27 protein-coding genes are annotated in these 26580 nt (G+C 70.1%); 19 read left to right on the forward strand and 8 right to left on the reverse strand.

Going from position 1 to position 26580, the window contains the following annotated elements:
• Positions 1-641, reverse strand: a 641-nt coding sequence (locus tag FE633_RS23790) for a winged helix-turn-helix transcriptional regulator (protein ID WP_138047238.1), incomplete at its 3' end; no start/stop codon positions are given.
• An 86-nt stretch (positions 642-727) separates the two neighbouring features.
• On the opposite strand from FE633_RS23790, the gene FE633_RS23795 reads away from it, so the two are divergent.
• The 6 genes from FE633_RS23795 (at position 728) to FE633_RS23820 (ending at position 4985) form a co-directional block, all read left to right on the forward strand.
• Positions 728-1936 carry a pyridoxal phosphate-dependent aminotransferase gene (locus FE633_RS23795; protein WP_138047199.1) on the forward strand — a complete coding sequence of 403 codons (1209 nt, stop codon included), beginning with the start codon at positions 728-730 and terminating at the stop codon, positions 1934-1936.
• A gap of 42 nt (positions 1937-1978) precedes the next feature.
• Complete coding sequence (locus FE633_RS23800) at positions 1979-2512, forward strand: HAD domain-containing protein (protein ID WP_138047200.1); 534 nt, start codon at positions 1979-1981, stop codon at positions 2510-2512.
• A 76-nt stretch (positions 2513-2588) separates the two neighbouring features.
• Complete coding sequence (locus tag FE633_RS23805) at positions 2589-3251, forward strand: hypothetical protein (protein WP_138047201.1); 663 nt, start codon at positions 2589-2591, stop codon at positions 3249-3251.
• A 49-nt stretch (positions 3252-3300) separates the two neighbouring features.
• The gene (locus FE633_RS23810) at positions 3301-3723 is read left to right on the forward strand and encodes an acyl-CoA thioesterase (protein ID WP_138047202.1); all 423 of its coding nucleotides are present in this window, start codon (positions 3301-3303) and stop codon (positions 3721-3723) included.
• 153 nt (positions 3724-3876) lie between these two features.
• Positions 3877-4062, forward strand: coding sequence for a hypothetical protein (locus FE633_RS23815; RefSeq protein WP_138047203.1), 186 nt, complete (start codon positions 3877-3879; stop codon positions 4060-4062).
• Positions 4063-4199: 137 nt separating this feature from the next.
• Entirely contained in the window at positions 4200-4985 is a 786-nt protein-coding gene (locus FE633_RS23820; protein ID WP_138047204.1) for an intradiol ring-cleavage dioxygenase, read from the forward strand.
• Between the two features lie 55 nt (positions 4986-5040).
• On the opposite strand, the gene FE633_RS23825 is transcribed toward FE633_RS23820, so the two are convergent.
• On the reverse strand, positions 5041-7560 hold the full coding sequence (locus tag FE633_RS23825) for a SpoIIE family protein phosphatase (protein ID WP_342791206.1): 2520 nt from the start codon (positions 7558-7560) through the stop codon (positions 5041-5043).
• Positions 7561-7830: 270 nt separating this feature from the next.
• Here FE633_RS23825 and FE633_RS23830 point away from each other — a divergent pair, with 270 nt between their 5' ends.
• On the forward strand, positions 7831-10035 hold the full coding sequence (locus tag FE633_RS23830) for an alpha-N-acetylglucosaminidase (RefSeq protein WP_138047205.1): 2205 nt from the start codon (positions 7831-7833) through the stop codon (positions 10033-10035).
• A gap of 18 nt (positions 10036-10053) precedes the next feature.
• Here FE633_RS23830 and FE633_RS23835 read toward each other — a convergent pair whose 3' ends face one another.
• The 6 genes from FE633_RS23835 to FE633_RS23860 form a co-directional block, all read right to left on the reverse strand.
• Positions 10054-11427: an 8-oxoguanine deaminase gene (locus tag FE633_RS23835; protein WP_138047206.1), complete on the reverse strand. Its 1374-nt coding sequence runs from the start codon at positions 11425-11427 to the stop codon at positions 10054-10056.
• A 45-nt stretch (positions 11428-11472) separates the two neighbouring features.
• Positions 11473-12378: a factor-independent urate hydroxylase gene (pucL, locus tag FE633_RS23840; protein WP_138047207.1), complete on the reverse strand. Its 906-nt coding sequence runs from the start codon at positions 12376-12378 to the stop codon at positions 11473-11475.
• 6 nt (positions 12379-12384) lie between these two features.
• Positions 12385-12732 carry a hydroxyisourate hydrolase gene (uraH, locus tag FE633_RS23845; protein ID WP_138047208.1) on the reverse strand — a complete coding sequence of 116 codons (348 nt, stop codon included), beginning with the start codon at positions 12730-12732 and terminating at the stop codon, positions 12385-12387.
• The gene (uraD, locus tag FE633_RS23850) at positions 12732-13250 is read right to left on the reverse strand and encodes a 2-oxo-4-hydroxy-4-carboxy-5-ureidoimidazoline decarboxylase (protein WP_138047209.1); all 519 of its coding nucleotides are present in this window, start codon (positions 13248-13250) and stop codon (positions 12732-12734) included. Before uraD ends, uraH begins: the two co-directional genes overlap by 1 nt.
• Positions 13251-13350: 100 nt before the next feature.
• The gene (locus tag FE633_RS23855; RefSeq protein ID WP_138047210.1) at positions 13351-13728 is read right to left on the reverse strand and encodes a helix-turn-helix domain-containing protein; all 378 of its coding nucleotides are present in this window, start codon (positions 13726-13728) and stop codon (positions 13351-13353) included.
• A complete protein-coding gene (locus FE633_RS23860; RefSeq protein ID WP_138047211.1) occupies positions 13725-13976 on the reverse strand; it encodes a thiamine-binding protein in 252 nt (83 codons plus the stop codon). Before FE633_RS23860 ends, FE633_RS23855 begins: the two co-directional genes overlap by 4 nt.
• 284 nt (positions 13977-14260) lie before the next feature.
• Here FE633_RS23860 and FE633_RS23865 point away from each other — a divergent pair, with 284 nt between their 5' ends.
• The 12 genes from FE633_RS23865 (at position 14261) to FE633_RS23920 (ending at position 26571) form a co-directional block, all read left to right on the forward strand.
• Positions 14261-15325 (forward strand): RNA polymerase sigma factor, encoded by a 1065-nt coding sequence (locus FE633_RS23865; RefSeq protein ID WP_246113795.1) that lies wholly within the window; start codon positions 14261-14263, stop codon positions 15323-15325.
• An 88-nt stretch (positions 15326-15413) separates the two neighbouring features.
• The gene (locus tag FE633_RS23870; protein WP_138047212.1) at positions 15414-16382 is read left to right on the forward strand and encodes an ABC transporter ATP-binding protein; all 969 of its coding nucleotides are present in this window, start codon (positions 15414-15416) and stop codon (positions 16380-16382) included.
• Complete coding sequence (locus tag FE633_RS23875; RefSeq protein ID WP_138047213.1) at positions 16379-17149, forward strand: MlaE family ABC transporter permease; 771 nt, start codon at positions 16379-16381, stop codon at positions 17147-17149. Before FE633_RS23870 ends, FE633_RS23875 begins: the two co-directional genes overlap by 4 nt.
• Positions 17150-17161: 12 nt before the next feature.
• A complete protein-coding gene (locus FE633_RS23880; RefSeq protein ID WP_425473214.1) occupies positions 17162-17977 on the forward strand; it encodes an MlaE family ABC transporter permease in 816 nt (271 codons plus the stop codon).
• A 20-nt stretch (positions 17978-17997) separates the two neighbouring features.
• Positions 17998-19233: an MCE family protein gene (locus tag FE633_RS23885; RefSeq protein WP_138047241.1), complete on the forward strand. Its 1236-nt coding sequence runs from the start codon at positions 17998-18000 to the stop codon at positions 19231-19233.
• Positions 19234-19244: 11 nt separating this feature from the next.
• Positions 19245-20300 carry an MCE family protein gene (locus FE633_RS23890; RefSeq protein WP_138047215.1) on the forward strand — a complete coding sequence of 352 codons (1056 nt, stop codon included), beginning with the start codon at positions 19245-19247 and terminating at the stop codon, positions 20298-20300.
• 134 nt (positions 20301-20434) lie between these two features.
• Entirely contained in the window at positions 20435-21457 is a 1023-nt protein-coding gene (locus tag FE633_RS23895; RefSeq protein ID WP_425473217.1) for an MCE family protein, read from the forward strand.
• Complete coding sequence (locus FE633_RS23900; RefSeq protein WP_171060097.1) at positions 21454-22587, forward strand: MCE family protein; 1134 nt, start codon at positions 21454-21456, stop codon at positions 22585-22587. The genes FE633_RS23895 and FE633_RS23900 overlap by 4 nt, the downstream gene beginning before the upstream one ends.
• Positions 22584-23873, forward strand: a complete 1290-nt coding sequence (locus tag FE633_RS23905) for an MCE family protein (RefSeq protein WP_138047216.1) — start codon at positions 22584-22586, stop codon at positions 23871-23873. The genes FE633_RS23900 and FE633_RS23905 overlap by 4 nt, the downstream gene beginning before the upstream one ends.
• Positions 23870-25147 (forward strand): MCE family protein, encoded by a 1278-nt coding sequence (locus FE633_RS23910; RefSeq protein ID WP_138047217.1) that lies wholly within the window; start codon positions 23870-23872, stop codon positions 25145-25147. Before FE633_RS23905 ends, FE633_RS23910 begins: the two co-directional genes overlap by 4 nt.
• A gap of 35 nt (positions 25148-25182) precedes the next feature.
• Positions 25183-25746, forward strand: a complete 564-nt coding sequence (locus FE633_RS23915) for a hypothetical protein (protein WP_246113797.1) — start codon at positions 25183-25185, stop codon at positions 25744-25746.
• A 63-nt stretch (positions 25747-25809) separates the two neighbouring features.
• Positions 25810-26571: a hypothetical protein gene (locus tag FE633_RS23920; protein ID WP_138047218.1), complete on the forward strand. Its 762-nt coding sequence runs from the start codon at positions 25810-25812 to the stop codon at positions 26569-26571.
• The last annotated feature ends 9 nt before the right edge of the window (positions 26572-26580 follow it).

The raw sequence follows: 26580 nt of genomic DNA on the forward strand, positions 1-26580 counted from the left end.
CCGTCCCGCAACTCCTTGGCCAGCGTCCCGTCCCCCGCCACTTCGACGCGCCCGTTCCGTATCGCGTCCCGCAGTGTCAGCTCTCCCCGGGCGAGCGCCGTGCACGTCCCGGCGTCGAGCGAGAGCCAGGCGTCGGGCTCCTCGGGTGCGGCCCCCTCGCCGTAGACCGGCCCGCCGTCCTCCGCACCGGGCCGTACGAGCCGTACATAGAACTCGCCCTCGTCCAGGCGCACTTGGACGACGCCGTCGCCAAGTCCCGCCAGGCAGCGCAGCAACGGCAGTGCGAACCAGTGCGCGCGCACCGCGTCCGTGGCCCGCCGCTCGCCCAGCAGGGGCGCGCCCCACTCCCCCAGCGCCTGCAGGACGGGCAGCAACCGCCGTCCATGGCCGGTGAGTTCGTAGACGTAGGACGCACCGGGCGGAGGCAGTCGGCGTCGGCTCGTCAGCCCGTCCCGCTCCATGTCCTTGAGCCGGGAGGCGAGAACGTCCGTGCTCACGCCGGGCAGGTCGGCGTGCAGATCGGTGTAGCGGCGCGGACCGGCGAGCAGCTCCCGCACGATCAGGAGGGTCCAGCGGTCACCCACGGCATCGAGGGCCCGGGCGGCGGAACAGTACTGGTCGTAGCTTCGGCGAGGTGACATGCGACGCAGTCTAGACAAGTTGTTGGACTTTCCAAGCTCCTACTTGGTAAAACCAAGCAACACACCAACCTGGAGGTGCGCACCGCATGGAGTTCCGGCAGTCGAGCAAGCTCAGCGAGGTCTGTTACGAGATCCGGGGCCCGGTCATCGAGCACGCGAACGCCCTGGAGGAGGCGGGCCACAGCGTGCTGCGCCTGAACACCGGCAACCCCGCGCTCTTCGGCTTCGAGGCGCCGGAGGAGATCCTCCAGGACATGATCCGGATGCTGCCGCAGGCGCACGGCTACACGGACTCGCGCGGCATCCTCTCGGCCCGCCGTGCCGTCGCCCAGCGCTACCAGGATCTGGGCCTCGAGGTCGGCGTGGACGACGTCTTCCTCGGCAACGGCGTGTCCGAACTCGTGTCGATGGCGGTGCAGGCGCTGATCGAGGACGGCGACGAAATCCTCGTCCCCGCCCCCGACTTCCCGCTCTGGACGGCGGTGACGACACTCTCGGGCGGCAAGGCGGTGCACTACCTCTGCGACGAACAGGCCGACTGGTACCCGGACCTGGACGACATGGCGTCGAAGATCACGGACCGCACCAAGGCCCTGGTCATCATCAACCCCAACAACCCGACGGGCGCGGTCTACCCGAAGGCGATCATCGAGGGCATGCTCGACCTCGCCCGGCGCCACGGCCTCATGGTCTTCGCGGACGAGATCTACGACCAGATCCTGTACGACGACGCCGTGCACCACTCGGCCGCCGCGCTCGCCCCCGACCTGGTGGTCCTCACCTTCTGCGGCCTGTCGAAGACGTACCGCGTCGCCGGCTTCCGGTCCGGCTGGATGGTGGTCACGGGCCCGCGCCAGCACGCGCGCAACTACCTCGAAGGCCTGACGATGCTGGCCTCCATGCGGCTGTGCGCCAACGCGCCCGCCCAGTACGCCATCCAGGCCGCGCTCGGCGGCCGCCAGTCCATCCGCGAACTCACCGCACCGGGCGGCCGGCTGCACGAACAGCGCGACCGGGCCTGGGAGAAGCTCAACGAGATCCCGGGCGTCTCCTGTGTGAAGCCGAAGGGCGCGCTGTACGCGTTCCCGCGGATCGACCCCAAGGTGCACGCGATCCACGACGACGAGAAGTTCGTCCTCGACCTTCTGCTGCGGGAGAAGATCCAGGTCGTCCAGGGCACCGGCTTCAACTGGCCGCGCCCCGACCACTTCCGCATCCTCACCCTCCCGCACGCCGACGATCTGGACGCGGCGATCAGCCGGATCGGGCGGTTCCTGAGCGGGTATCGGCAGTAACGGTGGGGGTACGCGGCCGTTCGGTCTGGGTAGCCCGTCTCCATGAGCGACCGACCGCTGCTGCTCCTCGACGTCGACGGCCCCCTCAATCCGTACGGCGCGCGGTTCATCCGCCCCCGCGGCTATGTGACGCGTCGGCTGCGGCCCTCGGACTGGCTCGCCCGGCAGGCGCCGGGTTCCCGGCGGCACCGTCGGGGTCTGCGGGTGCGGCTCAATCCGGGGCACGGGGCGCGGCTGATGGCGTTGCCGTACCAGTTGGCGTGGGCGACCACATGGATGCACGACGCCAACGAGATGATCGCGCCGGTGATCGGGTTGCCGGGTGATCTGCCGGTCATCGAGTGGCCCGAGCTGTTCGTCAGGGACCCCGAGGGGCTGTACTGGAAGACGCGGCATGTCATGGAGTGGGCGGTCGGCCGGCCCTTCGTATGGGTCGACGACATGATCACCGATCTCGATGTGCGCCATGTCGCCGCGCACCACGATGCGGCGGCGCTGCTGCTGCCGATCGACCCGCGCAGGGGGCTGCGGGAGCAGGACTTCCAGGAGCTGGAGCGGTGGGCTCGCGACCGGTGACGGACGGCGGGGCGAGTGTCGGACCCGGGTCGTAGTCTTCGAATGAGCTCGCGGACCGACCGGGAGGGAGCGCGCCGTGACACGTCCGCCGACCGCCGCGCAGCGGCGTGTCATCGACGCCGCCGATCCCGTGACCGGGCGGCTCAGGGGTACGGAGAGCCAGCTCGCGGCGCTGGTGAAGCGCGGGCTCGCCTTCCGGCACCCCCGGCCGCCGCACGATCACTTCCTGACACCGGCGGGGCATCGGATACGGGAGGAGACCCCCGCGGAGCAGGAGCCGGAGACGAAGGTGGAGGGGGAGGGCGCCGGTGGGCCCGCCGCCACGGGAGTGTTCGCCGCCCGGGTCGGCGGCGAGGAGAGCCCGGACGCCGGGCCGTCGCGCGTACGTGAGGTGCACAGCGCCTGGCAGGGGCTCCTGGAGCTGCGGCGGATGACCAACCCGGACGGCGCCGTGGACCGGCCGTGCGGATGGGAGCGTACGCATCTGGTGCAGGCCGCCGCGCTCGCGCTGGAGGCCGCGGGTCACCGGCCCGCGGGGGCGGATCCGGCCGGGGCGGACACCGAGGGCTACCGGGTGCGCGCGACGCCGCAGCCGGAGGCCGTCGCCGTGCGCGTGCCGGACGCCGAGGCCCTGCGAGCCTGTACGGCCACGCTGGAGGAGGCGGGATGGCAGGTCGGGGAGTACACGGAGCCCCGTACGCGCGTGCGCTATCTGCTGGCTTCGCCGCGACGGAAGTGATCGGGACATGCCAGTCTTGGGTCGACACAGCGATCGAGAAGGGGAAGCCGTGACCGAGCCGTTTTCCGTCCGAGTGACCGTCCGCGGGTACGAGACCGACATCCAGGGGCACCTCAACCAGAGCGTGTATGTGAACTACGCGGAACACGCCCGCTGGTCGTTACTCCGGGCAGCCGGGATCAGCCAGGCCGGTCTCATCGCCAAGGGCGTGGGTCCCGTCGCCCTGGAGATGACCATCCGCTACCGGCGGGAGCTGCTCGCGGGCGACGAGGTGGAGGTGACGTGCACTTTCGAGTGGGGCAAGGGCAAGACGTTCCGGATCGAGCAGACGATCCGCAAGACGGACGGCACGGTGGCCGCCGAGATCACGGCGCTCGGCGGCCTGATGGACCTCAAGGAACGGAAGCTGGTCGCGGACCCGCACGAGTACTTCCGCGCACTGGCCTCCGATCCACGGCTGTTCGACCTCTGAGTCGTGCACCGCGGTGGCGTGGTCGATGCGCTCTCGTCCCTGTTGCCCGACAACCCACCACGTGCGTGAAAGGCTTCCGGTGTCCCACTGCGACGGCCCGTTTCGCGGGCTGAGAGGATTGCGCGGACCGCAGGAGAAGAAGGGGGAATGAGCATGGACGTGCTCGTCTTGTCCGGCGTCCTCGTGCTCGTCGTCGGAGGGTGCGTCTGCGTCGTGTGGGCGGCGCGGGGCGGCCCGCGCTGGGTGCGCGCGGTGGCCGCCGTGACCCTGGCGGTGGGCGAGTTGGCGCGCAAGTCGGGACGTTCGGGCGGAAGCCGGAACTCGAGCTCAGACGACTGACTCTTTGACTCTTCGCGGACCTGCTGGGCCTTGAGATCACCGCACCGCGCACCGGTGTCTCACAAGCGACTTGACGCACCGTCACTTTGCCGAACGCACAGCTCTCCAACAGGTCGCGCTTCTACGGTGCCGTGTCCATGACAGAGACCCACACCGACTCAGAAGCGGCCTCGATCCGACGCCGCACCGTCCTGCTCGCCACCGGCGCCACGGCCACCGCCCTGGCCGTAGGCGCAGCCGCGCCCGATTCCCCCGGCACGGCCACGACGGCCGAGGGCACCGCCAAAACCGCCCCCGTCGCCGACACGGCCGTCTGCACCCTCACGAAGGAGATGACCGAAGGCCCCTACTACCTGGACGGCGCCTACGTCCGCGCCGACATCAGAGAAGACAAAGTCGGCATCCCGCTGCAGCTCACGCTCACCGTCGTCGACGACGACACCTGCGCGCCGCTCGACCAGGCCCTCGTGGAGACCTGGCACTGCGACGCGCTCGGCGAGTACTCGGGATTCGTCGGCAACAACGGGCACGAAGAGCCCGACAACGGCAGGTTCCTGCGCGGCGGGGTGCTGACGGGATCGGACGGCGTCGCGAAACTCACCACGATCTACCCCGGCTGGTACCGCGGCCGTTGCGTGCACATCCACCTCAAGGTGCACACCGACGTCACCCTCACCGAGGACGGCTCCTTCGAGGGCGGCCAGGAACTCCACACCGGCCAGCTCTTCTTCGACGAGTCCGTCACCGAGGACGTGGCGACCGTGGCCGCGTACGCCGCCAACGACGTACGGCGCACCACGCTCGACCAGGACTCCATCTACGACGACGGAGGCGCCGCATCCGGCCTGCTGACCCTGACGGCCCTGGGCAGTTCACCTTCGTCGGGCTACGCGGGCGCGCTGACCGTGGGCGTGGCTTCCTGAGGGCAGAAGACGAGGCTCACCACCCGGGTACGACCCCCGGGCGGTGAGTCGGCCTTCAGAGGGCGGGCGAGGGGGCGTACTCCGTCAGCAGGAGTGCGATGTCGTCCGCCCGGTCGGGAGACTGGCGGGCCTCCCGCAGCAGCCCGTCCGCCAGGTCCTCCAGGGAATCCCCGCTCGTGTGGGCCAATGAGGCCCGGAGCCGGTCGATGTCCGAGCCGATGTCCGCTTCGCGCCTCTCGATCAGCCCGTCCGTATACAGGGCCAGAACCGCTCCGGGCGGCAGACGCAGCTCCGCTTCCGGATAGTCGGACGTGCCCTCCACGCCGAGCAGAGGACCGCCCGGGAAATCCAGGACCTCGGTGCGCCCGTCGGGCAGGCGCAGCAAGGGCGGACAGTGGCCCGCGCGGACCATGCGAGCGATCCCGGAGCCCGGGTGGAAGCGGACGTAGCAGCAGCTGGCGAGGAGCTCGGGGTCGAGGTCGAGGAGCAGCCGGTTGGTGCTGACGATCACGTCGCCCGGCTCATGGCCCGCGGTGACGAAGGCCCGTACCGCGCTGCGCAGCTGCCCCATGGTGGCCGCGGCTGCGACGTTGTGCCCCTCGACGTCCCCGACGATCAGCGCGACCTCTTCGCCGGTGGGGATGACGTCGTACCAGTCGCCTCCGATGTCCATCCCCCGGGTGCCCGGTAGGTAGCGCCCAGTGACACGGATGTCCGGCAGGGTGGGCAGCCGCTGCGGCAGCAGTGCGGTCTGCAGGCCGCGGGCGAGGGCGAATTCGGCGTCGTAGAGCCTGGCGCGTTCCAGTGCCTGGGCGATCAGGCCGCCCAGCGCGGTGAGGACGCCACGCTCCTCGTCGGGGAACCGGTGGGCGTCGTCGAAGCCGAGGACGCAGACGCCGACCGGGCGGTCGGAGGCGATGAGCGGGAGGAATGCCCAGGCGGCGGCGCCATCGGCCGGGAGCCCGGGGTACGTCTCGAGCAGCTTCTGCCGGGACTCGACGAACAGCGGAGCGCCGGAGGTGAGCGCGTCCGTCATGGGCAGCCGGGCGTGGAGTGGTGTGCCTTCGAACCAGGTGAGAGAGCCTTCGGGGTGGCCACGCTGCGCGAGCAGGTGCAGGCCCTGCTCCTCCACCACGGAGATCGCCAGCTTCTGGCCGCCGAAGGCCGGCAGCAGCTGCTCGGCGACGGCATCGCACACCTCGTGCACGGTGACCGCCTCGGTGAGGGCGCTGCCCAGCTGGAGCACGCGATAGAGGGCACCCAGACGTGGACGCGCGGGCAGGGGCGAGGGGGAGACGGGTGAATCCTCCGCCGCGACGGGTGTCCCGGGCCCTGTCTCGGCCGGGACCGGCTGTCTGACGGGGGCCGCCCACCCCGTCATGCCCTGCGCCCCTGGGTGGAGGGAGAAGACCAGCCACTCGTCGGGCGGGCGGCGGACCAGGAAGGAGACCGGTTGCTGGGAGACCACGGCCGCCCGGTACCGGTCCTCGTAGGCGGGGTCGGCCAGCCAGGGCAGGGCGTCCCAGAGGCGCCGGCCGAGCAGTTCGTCGTGGCGGACCCGCAGCAGTTGCTCAAGGCTGTGATTGGCGTAGGTGACCTGTCCATCCGGGGAGAGTGCGAAGAAGCCGTCCGAGAGCCGCTCGATCGCCGCCACGGCGGCCATACCGGTCCCGGAGTCGAGCACGGCGCCGACCAGATGGGACGACACCCGCGGGTCGTCGGGGCTCTCGGGCACCCGGCCCCACAGCTCCACGATGCGGTGGGCGCCGTCGTCCCGCACACGCAGGCAGTGGGCGAACACATGCCCCTCCTCGACCGCGGTGCGGGCGGCGGACCGGAAGCCGGCCAGATCGGCGGGGTCGATCCTGGCCGCCAGGGTGGCCGCTCGTCCGTCGAACTCGCGAGGAGCGATCCCGAAGATCGCGCACAGCTCGTCATCCGCCGTGAGAGCGCCGGTCTCAAGGTTCCAGTCGAACAGGCCCACCCGGATCACCGGAGCGGACAGCACCGGAACCACCACCGGGACGGTTCTCGCGTCGCCCGCGCCGACGCCGAGAGCCTGTCGTGCGCGCAGTTCAGCGAGGGTGGCGCCCAGCCGGTCGGCCGCGGAGCGCAACAGCCGACGCTGCGTCTTCGACAGCCCGGCCCGCTCCCGCCCGGCCGTCCACACGACGGCCATGGCTCCAAAGCTGTCCTTTCCCGCTCTCACGGGCACTGAGGCGGAGCCGAAGGCATAGGGCAGGGCAACCGCGAGCTGGGGGAAGCGCCGCATGGTCTCGTCCGCGTCGGTCAAGTGGACCATGCGTCCGGAGCGGAACGCCTCCGCCACCGGGATATGACTGTTCACCGGGATCCGCCGCCAGCCGCCGAGCAGGGAGGGCGGCGTCCCGGCCGCCGCGGTCAGTACCAGCGAGCGGCCATCGCTCGAGACCAGGAACACGCTTCCGGCGTGCGCTCCGGTCACTTCGACGGCTCGGGTGACGGCACCGGCCAGAGCGTCGTCGCGCTCGGGCGATTCGCTGACACTCGCGGCTCCGAACGGGTACGAGGCCGCTCCCATACCGTTGGCCGACACCCTGTCCTCAATCCATCTGCGACTTTTTCATATTTTAAAACTGTTTCTCATGTTTCTATCGGTGACAAGCGCATCCGCGTAGGCTGCCGCAACGCGCGAGCTGCCGGGCGAGTGAAACAGTCGGCCAGTTCATGGCGGGTTCTCCTCCTTGTGGCCGTACATACACGCTCAGGACCCGGCGCAACGGGTACCCCTCCCCACGGCACTCCCCCACCCGTGGCCCCTCCGCGGCCCCACCCGTGAATCGCCCGTGAAACGGAGACTCGCCCCATGCCGCTCGCCCGTCGTGCGTTCCTCACCGTGGTTGCCGGATCGGCCACCGGTGTCGTCGCCTGTTCACGGACACCCGTGACCGGTGTCCCAGGCGAGGAGGAGGCCCCCATGAACCAGACGACAGCGGCGAGCCGGGCGGCCCGGCGGCTGCTCCCGCGCCACTGGCGGCAACTGCGCTTCGAGACGGCGGGCCCGGCCGACACGTTCCGGGTGTCGGGCAGGAGCGGGCGCATCACCATCCAAGGCGGCACGCCGGGCACACAACTCACCGGCCTGCGCTGGTACTTGAAGCACGTCACGCACGCCAACATCAGCTGGGCCGGTGAGCAACTCGACCTGCCGGCGCAGCTGCCCGGCGTCGACGACACGGTCACCCGGCAGGCCAACGTCCCGCACCGCTTCGTCCTCAACGACACGAACGACGGCTACACGGGCGCGTACCACGACTGGTCGTACTGGGAGCGCGAGCTCGACGTCCTGGCGCTGCACGGCTACAACGAGGTGCTGGTGTACACGGGCGCGGACGCGCTCTACCACCGGCTCTTCCAGCGGTTCGGTTACACGGACGCAGAGCTGCGCGAGTGGATCGGGGGCCCGGCCCATCAGCCGTGGTGGCTGATGCAGAACATGTCCGCGTTTCCGTATCCGGTCTCCCGGCAGCTGCTCGACGCGCGGGCCGCGCTCGGCCGGCGGATCACCGCGCGGGTACGGGAGTTGGGCATGACCCCGGTGTTCCCGGGCTTCTTCGGTACGGTCCCGCCGGGCTTCGCCGAGCGGAACGCGGGCGCGCGGACGCTCCCGCAGGGCACGTGGATGGGGCTCGCGCGGCCCGACTGGCTCGACCCGCGGACCGACCACTTCGCGCGGGTGGCGGCCGCCTTCTACCGGATCCAGGACGAGATGTTCGGGTCCTCGACCCTCTACAAGATGGACCTGCTGCACGAGGGCGGCGACCCCGGAGACGTACCGGTCGGCGATGCGGCGAAGGGGGTCGAGAAGGCGCTGCGGGCCGCGCGTCCGGACGGGATCTGGGTGATCCTCGGCTGGCAGCGCAACCCGCCGAGGGCGCTCGTCGATGCCGTCGACAAGTCCCGCATGCTCGTCGTCGACGGTCTGTCGGACCGTTTCCCCACGGTGGTCGACCGCGAATCCGACTGGGGCGACACCCCGTACGCGTTCGGCTCCATCTGGAACTTCGGCGGTCACACGGCGATGGGCGCCAACACCCGGGACTGGGTGGACCTGTACGGCAAATGGCTTGCCAAGGAGGGCAGCACCCTGCGCGGTGTCGCGCTCATGCCGGAGGCGGCGGACAACAATCCCGCCGCCTTCGACCTGTTCTCCGAACTGGCCTGGGAGAACGGAGGACTGGACCTCACCACGTGGTTCAGGGACTGGGCGCACGCACGCTACGGAGCGCGCGATCCGCACGCCGAGGCCGCGTGGGACATCCTGCGCCGCACCGCATACGGCACGACGCGTGCCGACTCGTGGAGCGAGGCCGCCGACGGTCTGTTCGGAGCGCGCCCCTCGCTCACGGTCAGGAAAGCCGCCAAGTGGTCGCCCAAGCAACTCCGGTACAGCGCCGAGGACTTCGAGCCCGCGCTCGGCGAACTCCTGAAGGTCGCACCGCGTCTTCGGAAGTCCTCCGCGTACCGCTACGACCTCCTCGACGTGGCCCGCCAGGCCGCCGCCAACCGCAGCCGGGTGCTCCTCCCGCTCCTCAAGGAGGCGTACGACGCGGGGGACGCCGGCGAGTTCGGCCGGCTGACCCGTGACTGGCTGGCGCTGATGGACGTACTGGAGACCCTGCTGGCCACTGATTCCCGGCATCTGGTGGGGCGTTGGGTGGCCGACGCACGGGCCTGGGGCGCGGACGCGTCCGAGGGGGAAGGGCTGGCCTACGACAATCTGTCGCTGCTGACCGTGTGGGGCACCCGGCCGGGCGCGGACGCCGGACTGCGCGACTACGCCAACCGGGAGTGGGCGGGCCTGGTCGGCGGGCTCTACCGACTCCGCTGGTCGACGTACTTCGACGAGCTGCGGGCCGCACTGAAGGAGGGCCGGAAGCCGAAGTCCCTCGACTGGTTCGCGATCGAGGACCGGTGGACGCGGAACCCGGGCCGCCTGGCGACCCGGCCGGCCGGCGACACGTACGAAGCGGCCGCCCGGGTCCGCGACCAGCTCACCGCGATGTCCTGAGCCGGGGGCGGGAGACCATCAGCCCTGCGCGGCGATCCGCGCCAGGCGCCGCGCCTCGTCCCGCGTGGAGCGGGCGATGCCCTCCTCGTCGACATGTGTCAGCCTGCCGTCCTCCACGATCTGCCGGCCGTTGACGAAGGAGGCGGTGACCGGCGCGGCGGCGCCGAAGACGAGGGCGGTGACCGGGTCGGCGATCGACGAGTGGGCCAGCGTGTCCAGCTTCCACAGCACCAGGTCGGCGAGCTTGCCCGGCTCCAGCGAGCCGATCTCCCGTGCCCTGCCGAGCACTTGGGCGCCGCCGTACGTGCCGAGACGCAGGGCCTGACGGGCGTTCAGGGCTGCTTCCCGGTGGCCGCCGAGACGGTTGATGAGGAGGGCGTTGCGCAGCTCGGTGTGGAGTTCGCCGGACTCGTTGGACGCGGTGCCGTCGACGCCTAGGCCGACCGGGATGCCGGCCGCCAGCATGTCGGGGACCCGCGCGATCCCCGCCGCCAGACGGGCGTTGGACGAAGGACAGTGGGCCACCCCCGTCTTCGTACGGGCGAAGGCCGCGATGTCGGAGTCGTTCATGTGGACGCAGTGCGCCATCCACACGTCCTCGCCGAGCCAGCCCGTCGACTCGAAGTAGTCGGTCGGGCCCATGCCGAACAACTCCTTGCAGAACTGCTCCTCCTCGACGGTCTCCGAGCCGTGCGTGTGCAGCCTTACGCCCTTCCGTCGCGCCAACTCGGCGCCCTGCCGGAGAAGTTCGGTGGAGACGGAGAACGGCGAGCAGGGTGCGACCGCGATCTGCGTCATGGCGCCGAAGGACGCGTCGTGGTGCTCGTCGACGGTCGCCTCGGTGGCGGCGAGCGCGCCTTCGAGGGTCTCGACGGCGAAGTCGGGCGGCAGACCGCCGTCCTTCTCGCTGCGGTCCATGGAGCCGCGGGCGAGGGTGAAACGGACTCCCATCTCCCGGGCGGCGCGGATGATGGATCCCGACAGGTCGCCGGAGCCCCGCGGGAACACGTAGTGGTGGTCCATCGTGGTGGTGACACCGCCCCGGGCCATCATCGCGAGCGACCCCTGCGCGGCCGCGTACGTCATCCCCTCGTCGATGCGCGCCCAGATCGGGTAGAGCGCCACCAGCCAGTTGAAGAGGTTGTGGTCCGTGGCGAGGCCGCGGGTGATCCACTGGTAGAAGTGGTGGTGCGTGTTGACCAGGCCGGGGGTCACGAGATGGCCGGTCGCGTCGACACGGCGTACGACGTTCTCCAGTCCCTCGGGGGCCCTGCCGGCGCCGAGCGACTCGATGCGGTTCCCCGCGATGACGACATGACCGAAGGCGTACTCGGTGTCGTCGGCGTCCACGGTCGCGATCGCACAGTTCTCGATGACGATGCGCTGAGCCATCGTTCGTCCTCTACTTTCCCTCTGCTTTTCCGGTCCGCGTCCGCCTCAGAGGTTGCTGAGATCCACCGGGATCCTCGCCTCACAGCCGTCCCTCAGGACCGTGGCCTCGATCAGGCCGTACGGGCGGTCGGCGGCGAAGTACACAGCTCCGTCGGCGGTGTCGTTCTTGAGCCCGAACGGCTCCAGGTCCACGAGGAAGTGGTGCTTGTTCGGGAGCGAGAAGCGAACCTCGTCGATCTCGTCGCGGTGGTCGATGATGCGCGCGCCCATGCGGTAGAGGGTCTGCTGGAGCGACAGCGAGTACGTCTCCGCGAAGGCCCGGAGCATGTGCTCCTTGACCTGCTCGTACGACGTGTCCCAGTCGGGCGCCTCCTGCTCGTCGTCGGTCCAGTTGAAGCGCCAGCGGCTGGAGACCTGGGTGGCCAGGATGCGGTCGTACGCCTCGGGGAGGGTCGTGTACTCGTCCTTGACGTAGCCCCAGAACTCGGAGTTCGTCGAGTTCATCACGACGAGGTCCTTGAGCCCGGAGACGACCTCCCACCCCTCGCCGTCGTACGTGATCTGCGTGAGGCGGGTCTCCTGTCCCTTGCGGACGAAGGAGTGCGCGCCCTCTCCGGCGTTCTCGATGCGCTCCCAGGCGTATTCCTCGATACGGATGCGTGCCGTCCTGATCGGCTCCTGGCTCGTCACGAAGTGGCGGGCGAGGTGGATGCCGAACTGCTCGGCGGACTCGATGCCGTACTGCTTGGCGAAGGCGTACACCGTGTTCTTGGTGGTGTCGGTCGGCAGGACGTTCGCGTTGGAGCCGGAGTAGTGGACCTCCTCCATGTCGCCGGAGAGCGACACGGAGACGTTCAGGTCCTTGATGTGATGGGTGGCGCCGTCCCGCGTGATCTTGACGACTCGGTTCTCGGCCTTGCCGTACTGGTTCTGTCCCAGGATCGTGGGCATCTCTTGCTAGCTCCCTCGGTAAACGGAGTAGCCGAACGGGTTGAGCAGCAGCGGCACGTGATAGTGCTCGCCCGGCACGACGGCGAAGGTGACCGTCACCTCCGGGAAGAACGCGTCACCGTCCCGGTGTGCGGAGAGGTACGTTCCGGTCTCGAAGCGGAGCCGCACCTGCGTGGTGCCCTCCGGTGGCGCCGGGAGGTCCTTGCAACGTCCGTCGGCGTCCGTGGCGGAGGAGCCGAGCTCCGTCCACTCGGCCTCGGCGTCTTCGCGTGCCGACAACGAGACGGGCACGTCTTGGGCGGGGCGGCCGATGCTGGTGTCCAGGATGTGGGTGGACACCGATGCGGTACTCATCAGTCGTCGTCCTCTTGTTCCACGAGTCGGGCGAGGCGGATGCGGTTGATCTTGCCCAGTTCGGTGCGGACGATCTCGCGCTCCCGCTCGGGCGAGTTGCCGATCCGTTCCTCGACCGCGTCGCGCATCTGCTCGGCGGTGAGGCCGGTGGCGCAGATCAGGAAGACGTGGCCGAACCTGTCCTGGTACGCCAGGTTCAGCTCCAGCATCTCGGCCTTCAGCTCCTCGGAGGCGCCGGCCATACCGCGCTGTTCCCGGGCCGAGGTCGGATCGCCGGGCTTCGGGCGGCCGATCGGCGGATGCCCGGCCATGGCTTCCTGGAGGTCAGCGGTGGTCAGCTCCGACATGGCGGCGTCACTGGCGCGGAAGAGGTCGTCGGCCGTGGCGAACGGGCGGCCCGCGAGCAGTCTGCGCCCCCATTCCACCGAGGCACACGCCTCGTGGAGAGCCGTGGCGGCGGCGTGCTCCTCCAGGGCGTTGAACCGGGTGAGGCCCGGCGGCGAAGAACTCGAAGTCACGGGACCAGCTAACGCCCCACAGCGACACGGCGTCAACAGTTTGTTGAAAAAACCAGGTGGCAAGGCTGCGGGCTCGGGGCGGGGCTCCGGCGGGCCAGGATCAGTCGCCCTTCGCCGCGTTCTCCCGGTTCAGATAGTTGTAGACGGTGAAGCGGCTCACACCGAGGGCGCTTGCCACCGTCTCCACGCCGTGCCGTACGGAGAACGCTCCGCGCGCTTCCAGGGTGCGTACGACCTCCTGTTTGGCCTTGCGGTCGAGTTCGGCCAGGGGCTTGCCCTGCTTGCGCTCCAGGGCGGCCAGGATGTGGTCCAGTGAGTCGGCCAGCTGTGGCAGGCGTACGGCGACGACGTCCGCACCCTCCCAGGACAGGACGACATCGTCGGGGCCGGCCTGCTCGGGCGGCAGCACCTCGCCGCCCATGGCGTCGACCAGCGGCTTGACCGCCGTGACGAAGGGGTCGTCCCCCAAACCGGTCACCGATCGCCCTCCTCGATCACGTTGACCTGCAACGAGACCCGCGTGGCGCCCGCCTCCAGGGTCCTTCGCAGCAGCGCGTCCACGGCCGTGAGCAGCGTGTCGGCGCCACCCTCCACCGTGTTGCCGAACGGGCCGACGTCCACGGCGTCCAGTTCGGCCGCGTCGATGACCTCGCGGGCCACCAGCGCGTGCGGCGGCACCTCGTCGAGGTCGAAGGGCTCGGTCGTGAATTCCACCCTCAGTCGCACACTGCCCCCAGAACCACCGTCTGACCTGTGCCCGCGGCGACGGAGCCGGTTGGCCCGCCACGAGGCGACCCTAACCACTGACCGGCGATAACAGCCAGAACTCGATGAGCGCCGCCCCCTCCACAATCGCGGATACCGGGCGGTAATGTCGCCAACCGCCGGGCAGGACGAGCCCGGCGGGCGAGCGCGAAGGGGCCCTGATGGCGTCGGACATGCCTGCGGAGATGCCTACGGGCGGGCCTACGGACGGGCCTACGGACGGGCCTTCGGACATGCCGACGGACATGCCTGCGGAGGCACAGGCGGCCGACGACCGTTGGCAGCGCATGTGGAGCCACCGCGAGCAGTTGCTCAAGGTGGCCCGGCGCAGATCGATGAGCCCGGAGGACGCCGAGGACGCCGTGCACGAAGCGATGCTGCGCGCCGCGGAACGCCCGGAACTCGACGACGAGCGCCTCGCCGCCTGGCTGACGACCGTCACGATGCGGTTGTGCGTCGACCGCTACCGCCAGGTCAACCGCGAGGCCGAGGTGCGCACCAGCCCGACGCTGTTCGCCCCCGGACCGGTGCCGGTCGAGGAGGCGGTGTGCGACCGGGCGGAGGCCAAGTGGCTGGCCGTGCGCAGCGGGGAGCTGCCCGCCCGCCAGGCGGAGGCGCTCCGGCTGAAGTCCGAGGACCTGGACGTCGGACAGGTAGCCGTGCGGATGGGGCTGAGCTATCGCACCGTCGAGTCGCTGCTGGCCCGGGCCCGGCGGACGCTGCGCAACTCGCTGGCCGGAACACTCGGGCTCGTCCTGTTCCTGTTCGGGCGCGGCCGGCCGCGAGCGGGCGGACACGCCCAGGCCGTGGCGGTGGCGTCCACGGCGGTGACCCTGGCGGTGGCGGGGCTGGTCATCCCGTACGCGGCCGACTGGGGCGGCGACCGTACGCCGCCACGCCCCGCCGCGTCGGAGTCCACCGAGTCGCTCCGGCCGGACGGCGACGGCCGGGCGACGACCCCGGACACGCGCGACCGCCCGGCCGCCTCGGCGGTTCCCGACCCGGGCACCACTGATTCTTCCGGCGACGGGTCCCTCGTACCGCTGCCGCCCCTGCCGGAGGTCTCGCTGTCCCCGCTGCCGACGCTGCCGGCCCCTGACGTCCCGGAAATCCCCGAGGTCCCCGAGGTCCCCGAGCTGCCGGAGGCGCCGCGGGTGCCATCGGTACCGAGTGCGCCCGCTGTCCCGCAACCGCCGGACGCCCCTGACCTGCGGATCACGTCCACCGCCCCGGACGCCGTGGACGCTGTGTCCGCACCGTCCGACGTGCCCTCCCCCAGCGGCGTCCCCACCCTCGACGCCCTCCCGTAAAAAAATCTCGCGTTCGCAGCGACGGACGCCCCGCCCCTCCCCGTAGAGCAGATGTCGGAGCTGCTCCACGGCTGAAGGGTTGGACCGGATGGGTGTCGAGATCTGTGTGGAAGGGCTGACCAAGTCCTTCGGTCACCAGGTCATCTGGCAGGACGTGTCGCTGACGCTGCCCGCCGGGGAGGTCTCGGTCATGCTCGGCCCCTCGGGTACGGGCAAGTCGGTGTTCCTCAAGACGCTCGTCGGGCTGCTGAAGCCGGACCGGGGCTCGATCCGGGTGGCGGGCCGGGACATCACCGGACTTCGTGAGCACGACCTGTACGAGGTGCGGAAGCTGTTCGGTGTGCTGTTCCAGGACGGCGCGCTGTTCGGCTCGATGAGTCTGTACGACAACATCGCCTTCCCCCTGCGCGAGCACACCCGTAAGTCCGAGAGCCAGGTCCGGCGGATCGTGCTCGAGAAGATGGACATGGTCGGGCTGATCGGTGCCGAGGAGAAGCTGCCGGGCGAGATATCCGGCGGGATGCGCAAGCGGGCCGGGCTGGCCCGGGCCCTGGTCCTCGACCCCCAGATCATCCTCTTCGACGAGCCCGACTCGGGCCTCGATCCGGTGCGCGTCGCCTATCTCAATCAGCTCATCGTCGACCTCAACGCCCAGATCGACGCGACGTTTCTGATCGTCACGCACGACATCGCCTCGGCCCGCCAGGTGCCGGACAACATCGGGCTGTTGTTCCGCCGCGAACTGGTCATGTTCGGGCCCCGCGAGAAGCTGCTGACCAGCGACGAGCCCGTCGTACGGCAGTTCCTGAACGGCCGGATGCAGGGGCCGATCGGCATGGCGGAGGAGAAGGACGCCGCCCAGGTGGAGCAGGAACTTGCGCAGCTCGGTGCCGGCGGGCACACGAAGACTCCCGGCAGTCAGGCCATGACTCCCCGCCTGCTGCCGGGTCCGGGCATCCCCCGCCCGCCCCGCTGGGAGGCGATCGCGAGACGCGAGGCCGACCTCCACCCGGGTCTTCACCCGGGCCCGTACGGGAAGGAGGTGGCGGACGCATGAGCCTGTCTCCGACCGGAGCTCTGCGGCACTCGGGCAAGCTGTTCGCGATGGCCCTGGACGTCGTGTGGGCCATACCCCGACGGCCTTTCCAGGCGAGGGAGTTCATCCAGCAGGCCTGGTTCGTCGCGAGCGTGACCATCCTGCCGACGGCCCTCGTCTCGATCCCCTTCGGCGCGGTCATCGCCCTGCAGATCGGCAGCCTCACCCGGCAGTTGGGGGCCCAGTCGTTCTCGGGCGCCGCCTCGGTCCTGGCCGTGCTGCGCGAGGCCTCGCCGATCGTCACCGCGCTGCTGATCGCGGGTGCGGGCGGCACGGCGATCTGCGCGGATCTCGGGGCACGCAAGATCCGCGAGGAGATCGACGCGATGCAGGTGCTGGGCATCGACCCGATCCACCGCCTCGTCGTACCGCGTGTGCTCGCGTCGATGGTGGTGGCGGTGCTGCTCAACGGCCTGGTGTCGGTCGTCGGGGTCGCGGGCGGCTATTTCTTCAACGTCGTCCTGCAGAACGGCACACCGGGCGCGTATCTCGCCTCCTTCACCACCCTCGCCCAGCTCCCCGATCTGTGGGCGGCCGAGCTGAAGGCGCTCGTCTTCGGAGCGATCGCCGCGATCGTCGCCTCGTACAAGGGACTTACCGCGAAGGGCGGGCCGAAGGGCGTGGGCGACGCGGTGAACCAGTCGGTGGTGATCACCTTCATGCTGCTGTTCGTGACGAACTTCGTGATGACCGCCGTGTACTTCCAAGTCGTTCCGCAGAGGGGCTAGTCGATGCGGCTGATGCGACTTTTCGACCGCCCGTTGCGGTCCCTGGAAGAGCTGGGCACCCAACTCGTCTTCTACGGCCGTTCATTGGCGTGGACCGGCCGCACGCTGCGCCGCTACAAGAAGGAGGTCCTGCGGCTGCTGGCCGAGGTGAGCTTCGGCCGCGGCGCGCTCGCGGTGGTGGGAGGCACGGTCGGTGTCATCGCCTTCCTGTCGTTCTTCACCGGCACGGAGGTCGGCCTGCAGGGGTACGCGGCGCTCAACCAGCTCGGCACCTCCAACTTCGTGGCGTTCCTGTCGGCGTACTTCAACACCCGGGAGATCGCCCCGCTGGTGGCCGGACTCGCGCTGTCCGCGACGGTCGGCGCCGGTTTCACCGCGCAGCTCGGCGCGATGCGGATCAGCGAGGAGACCGACGCGCTGGAGGTGATGGGCGTCCCCTCGCTGCCGTTCCTGGTGACGACCCGGATGATCGCCGGTTTCGTCGCGGTGATCCCGCTGTACGTGGTCGGTCTGCTGTCCTCGTACTTCGCCGCCCGCACCATCACCACCGGCTACTACGGACAGTCGGCCGGCACGTACGACCACTACTTCCAGCAGTACCTGCCCCCCATCGACGTGTTCTGGTCCTTCGGCAAGGTGATCGTCTTCGCCGTCGTGATCATCCTGGTGCACTGCTACTACGGCTATCACGCGAGCGGCGGTCCGGCGGGGGTCGGCGTCGCGGTGGGCCGCGGCGTGCGGACCTCGATCGTCGCCATCAACGTCCTGGACTTCTTCCTCAGCCTGGCGATCTGGGGCGCCGACACGACCGTACGGATAGCGGGGTGAGTGCCGTGAGAGTACTGAGAATGCGGTTGTACGGGCTGGTGTTCATCGCCGTGCTCGCGCTGCTGCTGTCGCTCGCCGTGGCCGTCTACCAGCAGGCGTTCACCCCGGTCGTACGCGTCACGCTGGAGGCCGACAGCCTCGGCAACCAGCTCGATCCGCGCGCCGACGTCAAGCTGCGCGGGCTGCTGGTCGGCGAGGTGCGCGCGGTGCGGGCCGATGGCGAGAAGGCCACACTGGACCTCGCGCTCAAGCCGGAGCAGGTCGGGCACATCCCCTCCGACGTGCACGCGCGGCTGCTGCCCAAGACGCTGTTCGGCGAGAAGTACGTCGACCTCGTGGCGCCCCGCGGCTCCTCGGCCCGGCCCCTGCGCGCCGGGGACGTCATCACCCAGGACCGCACCAGGGTCGGCATGGAGCTGCAGCAGCTGCTGAACGACCTGCTGCCGCTGCTGCGGACCGTGCAGCCCGGCAAGCTCAACGCCACGCTCTCGGCGTTCTCCACCGCGCTGGAGGGACGCGGGGACCGGATCGGTGACAATCTCGTCCGCGTCGAGGACTATCTGCGCCGCCTCAACCCGCACATGCCCTCGCTCCGGGAGGACATCGCACGGTTCGCCGACGTCGCCGAGGTGTACGGCGACGCGGCACCCGACCTGATGAAGATCCTGCACAACACCGTCACCACCAGCCGCACCCTCGTCGACAAGCGGGACCGACTGGCCGCCGCGCTCACCGCGACCACCGGCGTCGCGGGCACCGCGGACGACTTCCTCGACGAGAACGGCGACCGGCTGATCACCCTCGGCCGGGTCTCACGGCCCACGCTGGACCTCTTCGCCCGCTACTCGCCCGAGTACCCCTGCCTCCTCGACGGCCTGGTCCGGCAGGAGGAGGCATCGGAGGAGGCGTTCCGGGGCGGCGAGATGCACATCACCCTCGAAGTCGTCCGGCAGCGGTCCGCGTACGAACCCGGTGAGGAACCGCGCTACGGCGAGCGGTCCGGGCCCGACTGCAGAGGCCTTCCGGGCCCGCGGGTGCCCGCGCCCGACACCCGCCTCAACGACGGTACGAAGCGAGGGAGTTCGGGTGGCGGCACACAGCCGGGCGGGGTCGGGGTGTCCGCCACCGAGGCCGAACAGCGCGCGGTCGGCTCGCTCGTGGCCCCCGTCCTGGGCGTGCCCGCCGACGAGGTACCGCCGGTCGCGACCCTGCTGTTCGGCCCGATGGCCCGCGGAACGGCGGTGAGCGTCGCATGAGGACGAGGACCATGAGCAAGAGGACAAGGACGAGGACGACACCCGCACGCCGGGCCGCCGCGCCGCTGGTCAAGTTCGGCCTCTTCGCGGTGGTGACGATCCTGGCGACGGCTCTGCTCGCCGCCACCATCGTCAACATCTCCTTCGCCCCCGAGCACAAGTACCGCGCGGTGTTCAGCGACGTCACGGGTCTGGAGGAGGGCGACGACATCCGGGTGGCCGGCGTGCGGGTGGGCGAGGTCGAGGACGTACGCATCAAGGACCGGACGCTGGCCGAGGTCACCTTCACCGTCAGCGCCGACCGTCCGCTGCTGCGCAGCACCGGCGCGGTCGTCCGCTACCGGAACCTGGTCGGGCAGCGGTACATCGCGCTGACCGAAGGTGCGGGCGACGGGACCCGGCTGCGGCCCGGCGGCACGATCCCGCTGTCCCGGACCCGGCCCGCGCTGGATCTCAACGCGCTGCTGAACGGCTTCAAGCCGCTGTTCGCCGCGCTCAGCCCGAAGGACGTCAACCAGCTCGCCACGGAGATCGTCAAGACGCTGCAGGGCGAGGGCGGCACCGTCAACAGCCTGCTCGCGCACACGGCTTCGCTGACGACCACGCTCGCGGGCCGCGACCAGCTGATCGGTTCCGTGATCGACAACCTCAACACCGTGCTGAAGACGCTCGACCGGCGCGGCGCCCGCTTCTCCGGACTGCTCAAGCAGCTGCGGCGGGTGATCTCCGGACTGTCCGCCGACCGCAAGCCCATCGGCAACTCGCTGGTGAGCATCGGCGACCTGACCGCGGCCACCTCGGGACTGCTCGAGGACGCGCGCCCGCCGCTCAAGGACGACATCGCCGGGCTGACCGATCTCACCGGCACGCTGAACAAGAACGAGAAGACCGTGGAGGGCGTCCTGAAGAGGCTGCCGAACAAGCTCAACGAGCTGACGGGGACGGCGTCCTACGGCTCGTGGTTCAACTTCTACCTCTGCGACTTCGACGGCCGCATCGTGCTGCCCAAGACGCGGCAGGTCCTCACGCCCGAGATGCATGTGGCGAGGGCGAGGTGCGGCCGGTGAAGAGGCGCATCCTCGCGCGCGGGTCCCGCGCCCGCCGACCGGAACCACTGGTGAAGGTACGCGTCGAGCCGCCGAAGCTGCCGAGGTTCCTGCGGCCGAAGCTGCCGAGGTTCCTGCGACCGAGACTGCCGAGGATCCGGCCGCCGAGGCTGCCCCGGATAAGGCTGCTGCCTCGTGCGATCCCGTTCAGGGAGCGCAACCCGGTCGTCATCGGCGCCGTCGGTCTCACCACCCTCGCGCTGCTGGCCGTCGCCGCGTTCAACGCCGACAGCCTCCCGCTGATCGGCGACGGCCGGACGTACAGCGCGGCCTTCTCGGAGGCGGGCGGGCTCAAGGCGGGCGACGAGGTGCGGATCGCCGGGGTGAAGGTCGGCAAGGTCGAGGAGGTCGACCTGGACGGCGACCACGTCAAGGTCACCTTCAAGGTCAAGGGCGACCCGGGGTTCGGCACGGCGACCGGTGCGTCGATCCGAGTCAAGACGATCCTCGGCGCGAAGTACCTCGCGCTGCATCCGAAGGGGCCGGGGCAGCTGGAATCCGGCAGTGAGATCCCGCTGCGGCGGACGGTCGCGGCGTACGACGTCGTGCAGGCCTTCAGCGATCTGACCACCACGACCGAAGAGGTCGACACGGAGCGGCTGGCGACGGCGCTGGACACCATCTCCACCACCTTCCAGGATTCGCCGGCCGAGGTACGGGCGTCCATCACGGGGCTGTCGCGGATCTCGAAGACGGTGGCCTCGCGCGACAAGGCGCTGCGCGAACTCCTCGACCACGCCGACGGCGTCACCGGGGTGCTGGCCGATCGGTCCGAGGACTTCTCCGCGCTGGTCCAGGACGGCGACAAGCTCTTCAAGGAGATCAGCAAGCGGCGCAAGGCGATCCACAAACTGCTCAAGAGTTCCGCCGCGCTCGGCATCCAGCTCTCCGGTCTGGTCGAGGACAACAGGAAGGAGATCGGGCCCGCTCTCAAGGGCCTCAACACCTTCGTGAAGATGCTCGAACGCAACCAGTCGAGTCTCGACCGGAGCGTCAAGCTGCTCGCGCCTTATGTGCGGGTCTTCACCAACACCCTCGGCAACGGCCGCTGGTTCGACAGCTACATCCAGAACCTGGTCGCCGCTCCGGTGGTGCCGCGGACGGGAGACTCACGATGAACAGGCGTATCGCGCGCCGTCTGGCCCTGGTCACCGCCCTGGCGCTCGTCGCCGGGCTCGCCCTCGTGCTGTGGCCGCGTGCCGAGCCCGTGCGCGTCACCGCGTACTTCCCGCGCACCGTCGGCATCTACCCCGGCTCGGACGTCCGCGTCCTCGGTGTCCGGATCGGCGAGGTCAAGAAGATCACACCGCAGGGCGAGCGGGTGCGGGTGGAGCTGGAGTACGAGGAGGGACGCAAGGTGCCGGCCGACGCCCAGGCCGCGATCATCAACTCCTCAGTGGTCAGCGACCGTTATGTACAGCTGCTGCCGGTGTACCGGAAGGGCCCGGTGCTGCGGAGCGGCGACGTGATCCCCGAGACGCGTACGGCCGTACCGGTCGAGCTGGACCGGATCTTCGACAGTCTGCACACCACGTCGGAGGCGCTCGGCCCGAAGGGCGCGAACAAGGACGGCTCGCTGTCCCGGCTGCTGGGAGTGAGCGCGGACAACCTCGACGGGCAGGGGAAGAACCTGAACGGGACGGTCGAGGACCTCTCGAAGGCGGTCACGACCCTGTCCGACGGACGGGGGGACCTGTTCGGGACCGTACGGAATCTCCAGGTGTTCACGGCCGCGCTGGCTTCCGACGACAAGAGCGTGCGGTCGTTCAACAGCAGCCTCGCCAAGGTGGCGAAGCAGCTCGCCGGGGAGCGCGAGGACCTCGCGGCGGCGCTGAAGCATCTCGGCACGGCGCTCGGTGACGTCTCCGAGTTCGTGCGGACGAACAAGAAGTCGCTGACCTCGAACGTGAAGGGCCTCAGCAAGGTCACCAAGGTGCTCGTCACCCAACGGGCCGCGCTGGAGGAGCTGTTGGAGGTCGCCCCGACGGGTCTGTCCAATCTGCAGAACACGTACAACGCGTCCGCCGGCACACTCGACACCCGCAACAACCCCGACGGGCCGCAGGATCCGGCCGCGCTGCTGTGCTCCGTGCTGAAGACGACCGGGGACGAGGGCGGCAAGAACCCCGACTGCCGGGACCTGGAGAAGCTCTTCGACTCCCTGCCCGAGCTGCCGCCGGCCCCCGCGGTGCCGAGCACGGGCACGGTCGACCGGACGCTGGGCGGAATCCTGGAGGCCGACGCATGAGCCTGCTGCGGAAGGGCGGGGCGGTCGCGTGGGCGGCCGTCGGTTCGCTGCTGCTGTCCGGCTGCGAGTTCAACGGCTGGTACGACGTCCAGCTGCCCGGCGGCGCCGCCGCGGACGGCCACGCCTACCACGTCACGGTCGAGTTCAGGGACGTACTCGACCTGGTGCCGCAGTCGGCCGTGAAGGTCAACAACGTCACCGTGGGCGCCGTCGAGAAGGTGGAGCTGGCCGGGTGGCACGCGCGGGTTCGGCTGCGGGTCGCCGACTCGGTGAAGCTGCCCGGCAACGCGGTCGCCGAGCTGCGGCAGACCAGCATGCTCGGCGAGAAGTACGTGGCGCTGTCCGCCCCGCCGGACGTCGCCCCGGTGGGCCGGCTCGGCGACGGCGCCAGGATCCCGCTGTCCCGCAGCGGCCGGAACCCGGAGATCGAGGAAGTGCTGTCCGCGCTGTCCGCGCTCCTCAACGGCGGCGGAGTGGCCCAGCTCAAGACGATCACCGTGGAGCTCAACAAGGCCCTGAAGGGCCGGGAGAACCGGGTCAAGTCCCTGCTCAAGGAGCTGAACACCTTCCTCGGCGGCCTGGACGAGCAGCGCGCGGACATCGTGCGGGCGCTCCAGGGCATCGACCGGCTGGCCAAACGGCTGGGCAAGGAGAAGAAGACCATCGCCCGTGCCGTCGACACCATGCCGCCCGCGCTGAAGGTCCTCGCCGACCAGCGACGCGACCTGACTCGGATGCTCACCGCTCTGTCCAAGCTCGGCACGACGGGCACCAAGGTGGTGAACGCCTCGCGGGACGACACGGTCGCGAACCTGAAGCAGCTGAGGCCGATCCTGCAGCAGCTGAACAAGGCGGGCGACGATCTGCCCAACTCCCTTGAGCTGCTGACCACTTACCCGTTCCCGCGCAACGCCGTCGACGCCGTCAAGGGCGACTACGTCAATCTCAAGGTGACCGCCGACCTCGATCTGGCGGGCATCTACGGCAACCTCACCGACAAGCCCGGCGAGAAGGACGGGGGAGGCAAGGACGAGCCCGAGGGCCCGGACCTGCCCGAACTCCCGGACGTTCCGGGCGTACCCCTGCCCACCTCGCTGCCGGACACTCCGGACACCCCTGATCTGCCGGACACACCGGCCGAGCCCTCGGCGCCCTCGGACGGCGGCCCGCTCTGCCCACCGGTGTGCACGAGCAGCTACGCCGCCGCCCACGGGGCCTCGGGCGGCCTGCCACCAGGGATCGATCTGGCGCTCGCGGAACTCATGCTGAAGGGGATACAGCCGTGATCACACGTACGGTCAAGGCTCAGCTGCTCGCCTTCGCCACCGTCACCGCCGTCGGAGTGTCCTATGTCGGCGTCGAGTACACGGGCCTGGTGGACGGTCTCCTCGACCGCGGTTACACCGTGCGGGCCGACTTCGCCGACTCCGGAGGGATCTTCCCCGGAGCCGAGGTCACCTATCGCGGGGTGCCGGTGGGCCGGGTCGGCGCGCTGCGGCTCACCGGGTCCGAGGGCGTCTCGGTCTCCCTCGACATCGAGGACGACGGGCCGCGCATCCCGGCGGACACCCTGGCCGTGGTGGCCAACCGTTCGGCGGTGGGCGAGCAGTACGTCGATCTGCAGCCGCGCGTATCCGACGGTCCGTACCTGCTCGACGGCAGCACGATTCCGCGCGACCGCACCCGGGTTCCGCTGCCCACCACGGACATGGTCCTCAGTCTCGACCGGCTGGTCACCTCGGTCGGCAAGGACGATCTGCGGGTCACCGTCGACGAGTTGGGCAAGGCCTTCTCCGGCACCGGACCGCGGCTGAGCCGGCTGGTGGACTCGGGCAACTCGCTCGTCGAGTCGGCGTCCGACTCGCTCCCGCAGACCATCTCGCTGATCGAGGACGCACGGAAGGTTCTCAAGACGCAGGCGGACCAGGGTTCGTCCATCAAGTCGTTCTCCCGCGATCTGGCAGCGCTCACCGCCCAGTTGAAGTCGAGTGACGGGGATCTGCGCAAGGTGATCGGCAACACGGTGCCGGCCGCGCAGGAGGTGAACTCCCTGTTGAAGTCCACCGGGCCGCACCTGCCGGTCCTGCTGGCCAACCTCATCAGCGGCGGCCAGGTCACGGTGGCGCGGCTGCCCGGCGTGGAGCAGGCCCTGGTCACCTTCCCGGTGGTGGTCGCGGGCAGCTACACCGTCATCCCGGGCGACGGCACCACCCACTTCGGGCTGGTCGTCAACGCCGACGACCCGCCGCCGTGCACCCAGGGATACGGGACAGGACGCCGCGACCCCGCCGACACGAGCACGCGCCCGGCGAACACCGACGCGCGCTGCACGGCCCCGCGCGGCGGCGACACCTCGGTGCGCGGCGCGCAGAACGCCCCCGGCGCGTCGGCCGGTTCCGGCGGCGCCGACCAGGCCGCGTACATCGCGCCGTACGACCCGGAGACCGGCACCGCCACCGGTCCGGACGGAACGACCGTCGAGATCGGCTCGACGGGCGGACAGCAGACCGTGTTCGGAAAGGAGTCGTGGCAATGGCTGCTAGTGGGACCGATGTCATGAACGAGAGTTCTGAGGACATGAGCGAGGGTTCTGACATGAGCAAGGGCTCTCGCACGGGCGCGGGCTCCGGCACGAGACCGGGCTCCGACACGAGCGAGGGCTCCGGCACGAGCGGCGGCCTGCGGCGCAGGGCGCTGTCGGCGGGGCTCGCCGTGGCGACGATCGTGGTGACGGCGCTGACCATCTGGCTGAGCGTCCAGCTGTACGAGCAGCACGAGGCCGACCAGCGTCGCCAGGACATCCTCGCGGCGGCCCGTCAGTCGGCGCTGAACTTCACCTCGCTCGACTACCGGCACTACGACCGCGACAGCGGGAACGTGTTGAAGGGCGCCACCGGCGACTTCAGGAAACAGTTCGCCGCGCAGACCGAGGAGCTGACCAAGCTGGTCGCCCAGAACAAGTCGGTGTCCGAGGGCCAGGTCCTCGAGGCGGGCATCGCACGGTCCGACGAGCGCTCGGCCCGTGTCCTGGTGGTCGCCGACAGCAAGGTGACCAACACCGCCGTGCCCTCCGGGGAGGCGCGCACGTACCGGTTGCAGCTCGACCTCGTGCTGAAGGGCGGCCGCTGGCTGACGTCCGACGTCGAGTTCGTCGGCTGACCGCACCCCGCCCCGCCGCGAGACCAGTCTCGTACGACCCGTAAGCCAGTGAGGAGAAAGACCGTGGCGAACCTGACCACCCGGGGGCGCGGTGCCGGTTCATCCGCCCGCCGCACCCTGACGGCGGCCGCCCGCGCGGCGGCGAAGCGCGTGGAACGCGTGGAGGGTGCGGATCGTGTGGAGCGCAAGGATCGTGCGGAGCGCGGCTCCGTCGATGGACAGCCTTCCGGGCGCACTGTGCTCATCGAAGCGCCGGACGGCTGGGACGACCCGCCCGAGCCGTCGCCGGAGTCCTTCGAGGAGGATGCGCCGGCGAGAAGGAAGACGTACCCCGTCGTCCTCGTCGTCGTGCTCGCCGTCCTGCTCGTCGCCGGTCTGATCGCGGTCGCCGTGCTCGGGTGGCAGTACCGGGAGGGGCGGCAGGCCGAGCAGGCGCGGGGAGAGGCGCTCGCGGCCGCGCGGAAGGCGGCACCCGTCGTGTTGTCGTACGACCACCGGCACCTGGACCGCGACTTCGCCGCGGCGCGCGCCCATCTCACCGGGGACTTCCGTGACGAGTACCGGAAGACCACGAAGACGGTGGTGGGGCCGACGGCAAGGAAGTATCAGGGCGTGGTGAAGGCCACGGTGGTGGAGCCGGCCGACGGCGCCCCCGCGGCCTCCGTCGTGTCGGCCTCGCCGGACAAGGCGGTCGTGCTGCTCTTCGTCAACCAGGTGACCAGGAGCACCCAGGTCTCAGGTCCCCGCGTGGACCTGAACCGGGTGCGGATGACGCTCACCCGTACCTCCGAGGGCTGGAAGGTGAGTGGCGTCGACGCGCTCTGACCCGTCGGC

It is taken from the genome of Streptomyces montanus (genome assembly GCF_005786655.1).
GTDB lineage: Bacteria > Actinomycetota > Actinomycetes > Streptomycetales > Streptomycetaceae > Streptomyces > Streptomyces sporangiiformans.

Coding starts and splice junctions, on each gene's coding strand:
- FE633_RS23795 (WP_138047199.1), top strand. CDS start 728: ATGGAGTTCCGGCAGTCGAGCAAGCTCAGCGAGGTCTGTTACGAGATC.
- FE633_RS23800 (WP_138047200.1), top strand. CDS start 1,979: ATGAGCGACCGACCGCTGCTGCTCCTCGACGTCGACGGCCCCCTCAAT.
- FE633_RS23815 (WP_138047203.1), top strand. CDS start 3,877: ATGGACGTGCTCGTCTTGTCCGGCGTCCTCGTGCTCGTCGTCGGAGGG.
- FE633_RS23820 (WP_138047204.1), top strand. CDS start 4,200: ATGACAGAGACCCACACCGACTCAGAAGCGGCCTCGATCCGACGCCGC.
- FE633_RS23830 (WP_138047205.1), top strand. CDS start 7,831: ATGCCGCTCGCCCGTCGTGCGTTCCTCACCGTGGTTGCCGGATCGGCC.
- FE633_RS23835 (WP_138047206.1), bottom strand. CDS start 11,427: ATGGCTCAGCGCATCGTCATCGAGAACTGTGCGATCGCGACCGTGGAC.
- pucL (WP_138047207.1), bottom strand. CDS start 12,378: ATGCCCACGATCCTGGGACAGAACCAGTACGGCAAGGCCGAGAACCGA.
- uraH (WP_138047208.1), bottom strand. CDS start 12,732: ATGAGTACCGCATCGGTGTCCACCCACATCCTGGACACCAGCATCGGC.
- FE633_RS23865 (WP_246113795.1), top strand. CDS start 14,261: ATGCCTGCGGAGGCACAGGCGGCCGACGACCGTTGGCAGCGCATGTGG.
- FE633_RS23870 (WP_138047212.1), top strand. CDS start 15,414: ATGGGTGTCGAGATCTGTGTGGAAGGGCTGACCAAGTCCTTCGGTCAC.
- FE633_RS23875 (WP_138047213.1), top strand. CDS start 16,379: ATGAGCCTGTCTCCGACCGGAGCTCTGCGGCACTCGGGCAAGCTGTTC.
- FE633_RS23880 (WP_425473214.1), top strand. CDS start 17,162: ATGCGACTTTTCGACCGCCCGTTGCGGTCCCTGGAAGAGCTGGGCACC.
- FE633_RS23885 (WP_138047241.1), top strand. CDS start 17,998: ATGCGGTTGTACGGGCTGGTGTTCATCGCCGTGCTCGCGCTGCTGCTG.
- FE633_RS23890 (WP_138047215.1), top strand. CDS start 19,245: ATGAGCAAGAGGACAAGGACGAGGACGACACCCGCACGCCGGGCCGCC.
- FE633_RS23900 (WP_171060097.1), top strand. CDS start 21,454: ATGAACAGGCGTATCGCGCGCCGTCTGGCCCTGGTCACCGCCCTGGCG.
- FE633_RS23905 (WP_138047216.1), top strand. CDS start 22,584: ATGAGCCTGCTGCGGAAGGGCGGGGCGGTCGCGTGGGCGGCCGTCGGT.
- FE633_RS23915 (WP_246113797.1), top strand. CDS start 25,183: ATGAGCAAGGGCTCTCGCACGGGCGCGGGCTCCGGCACGAGACCGGGC.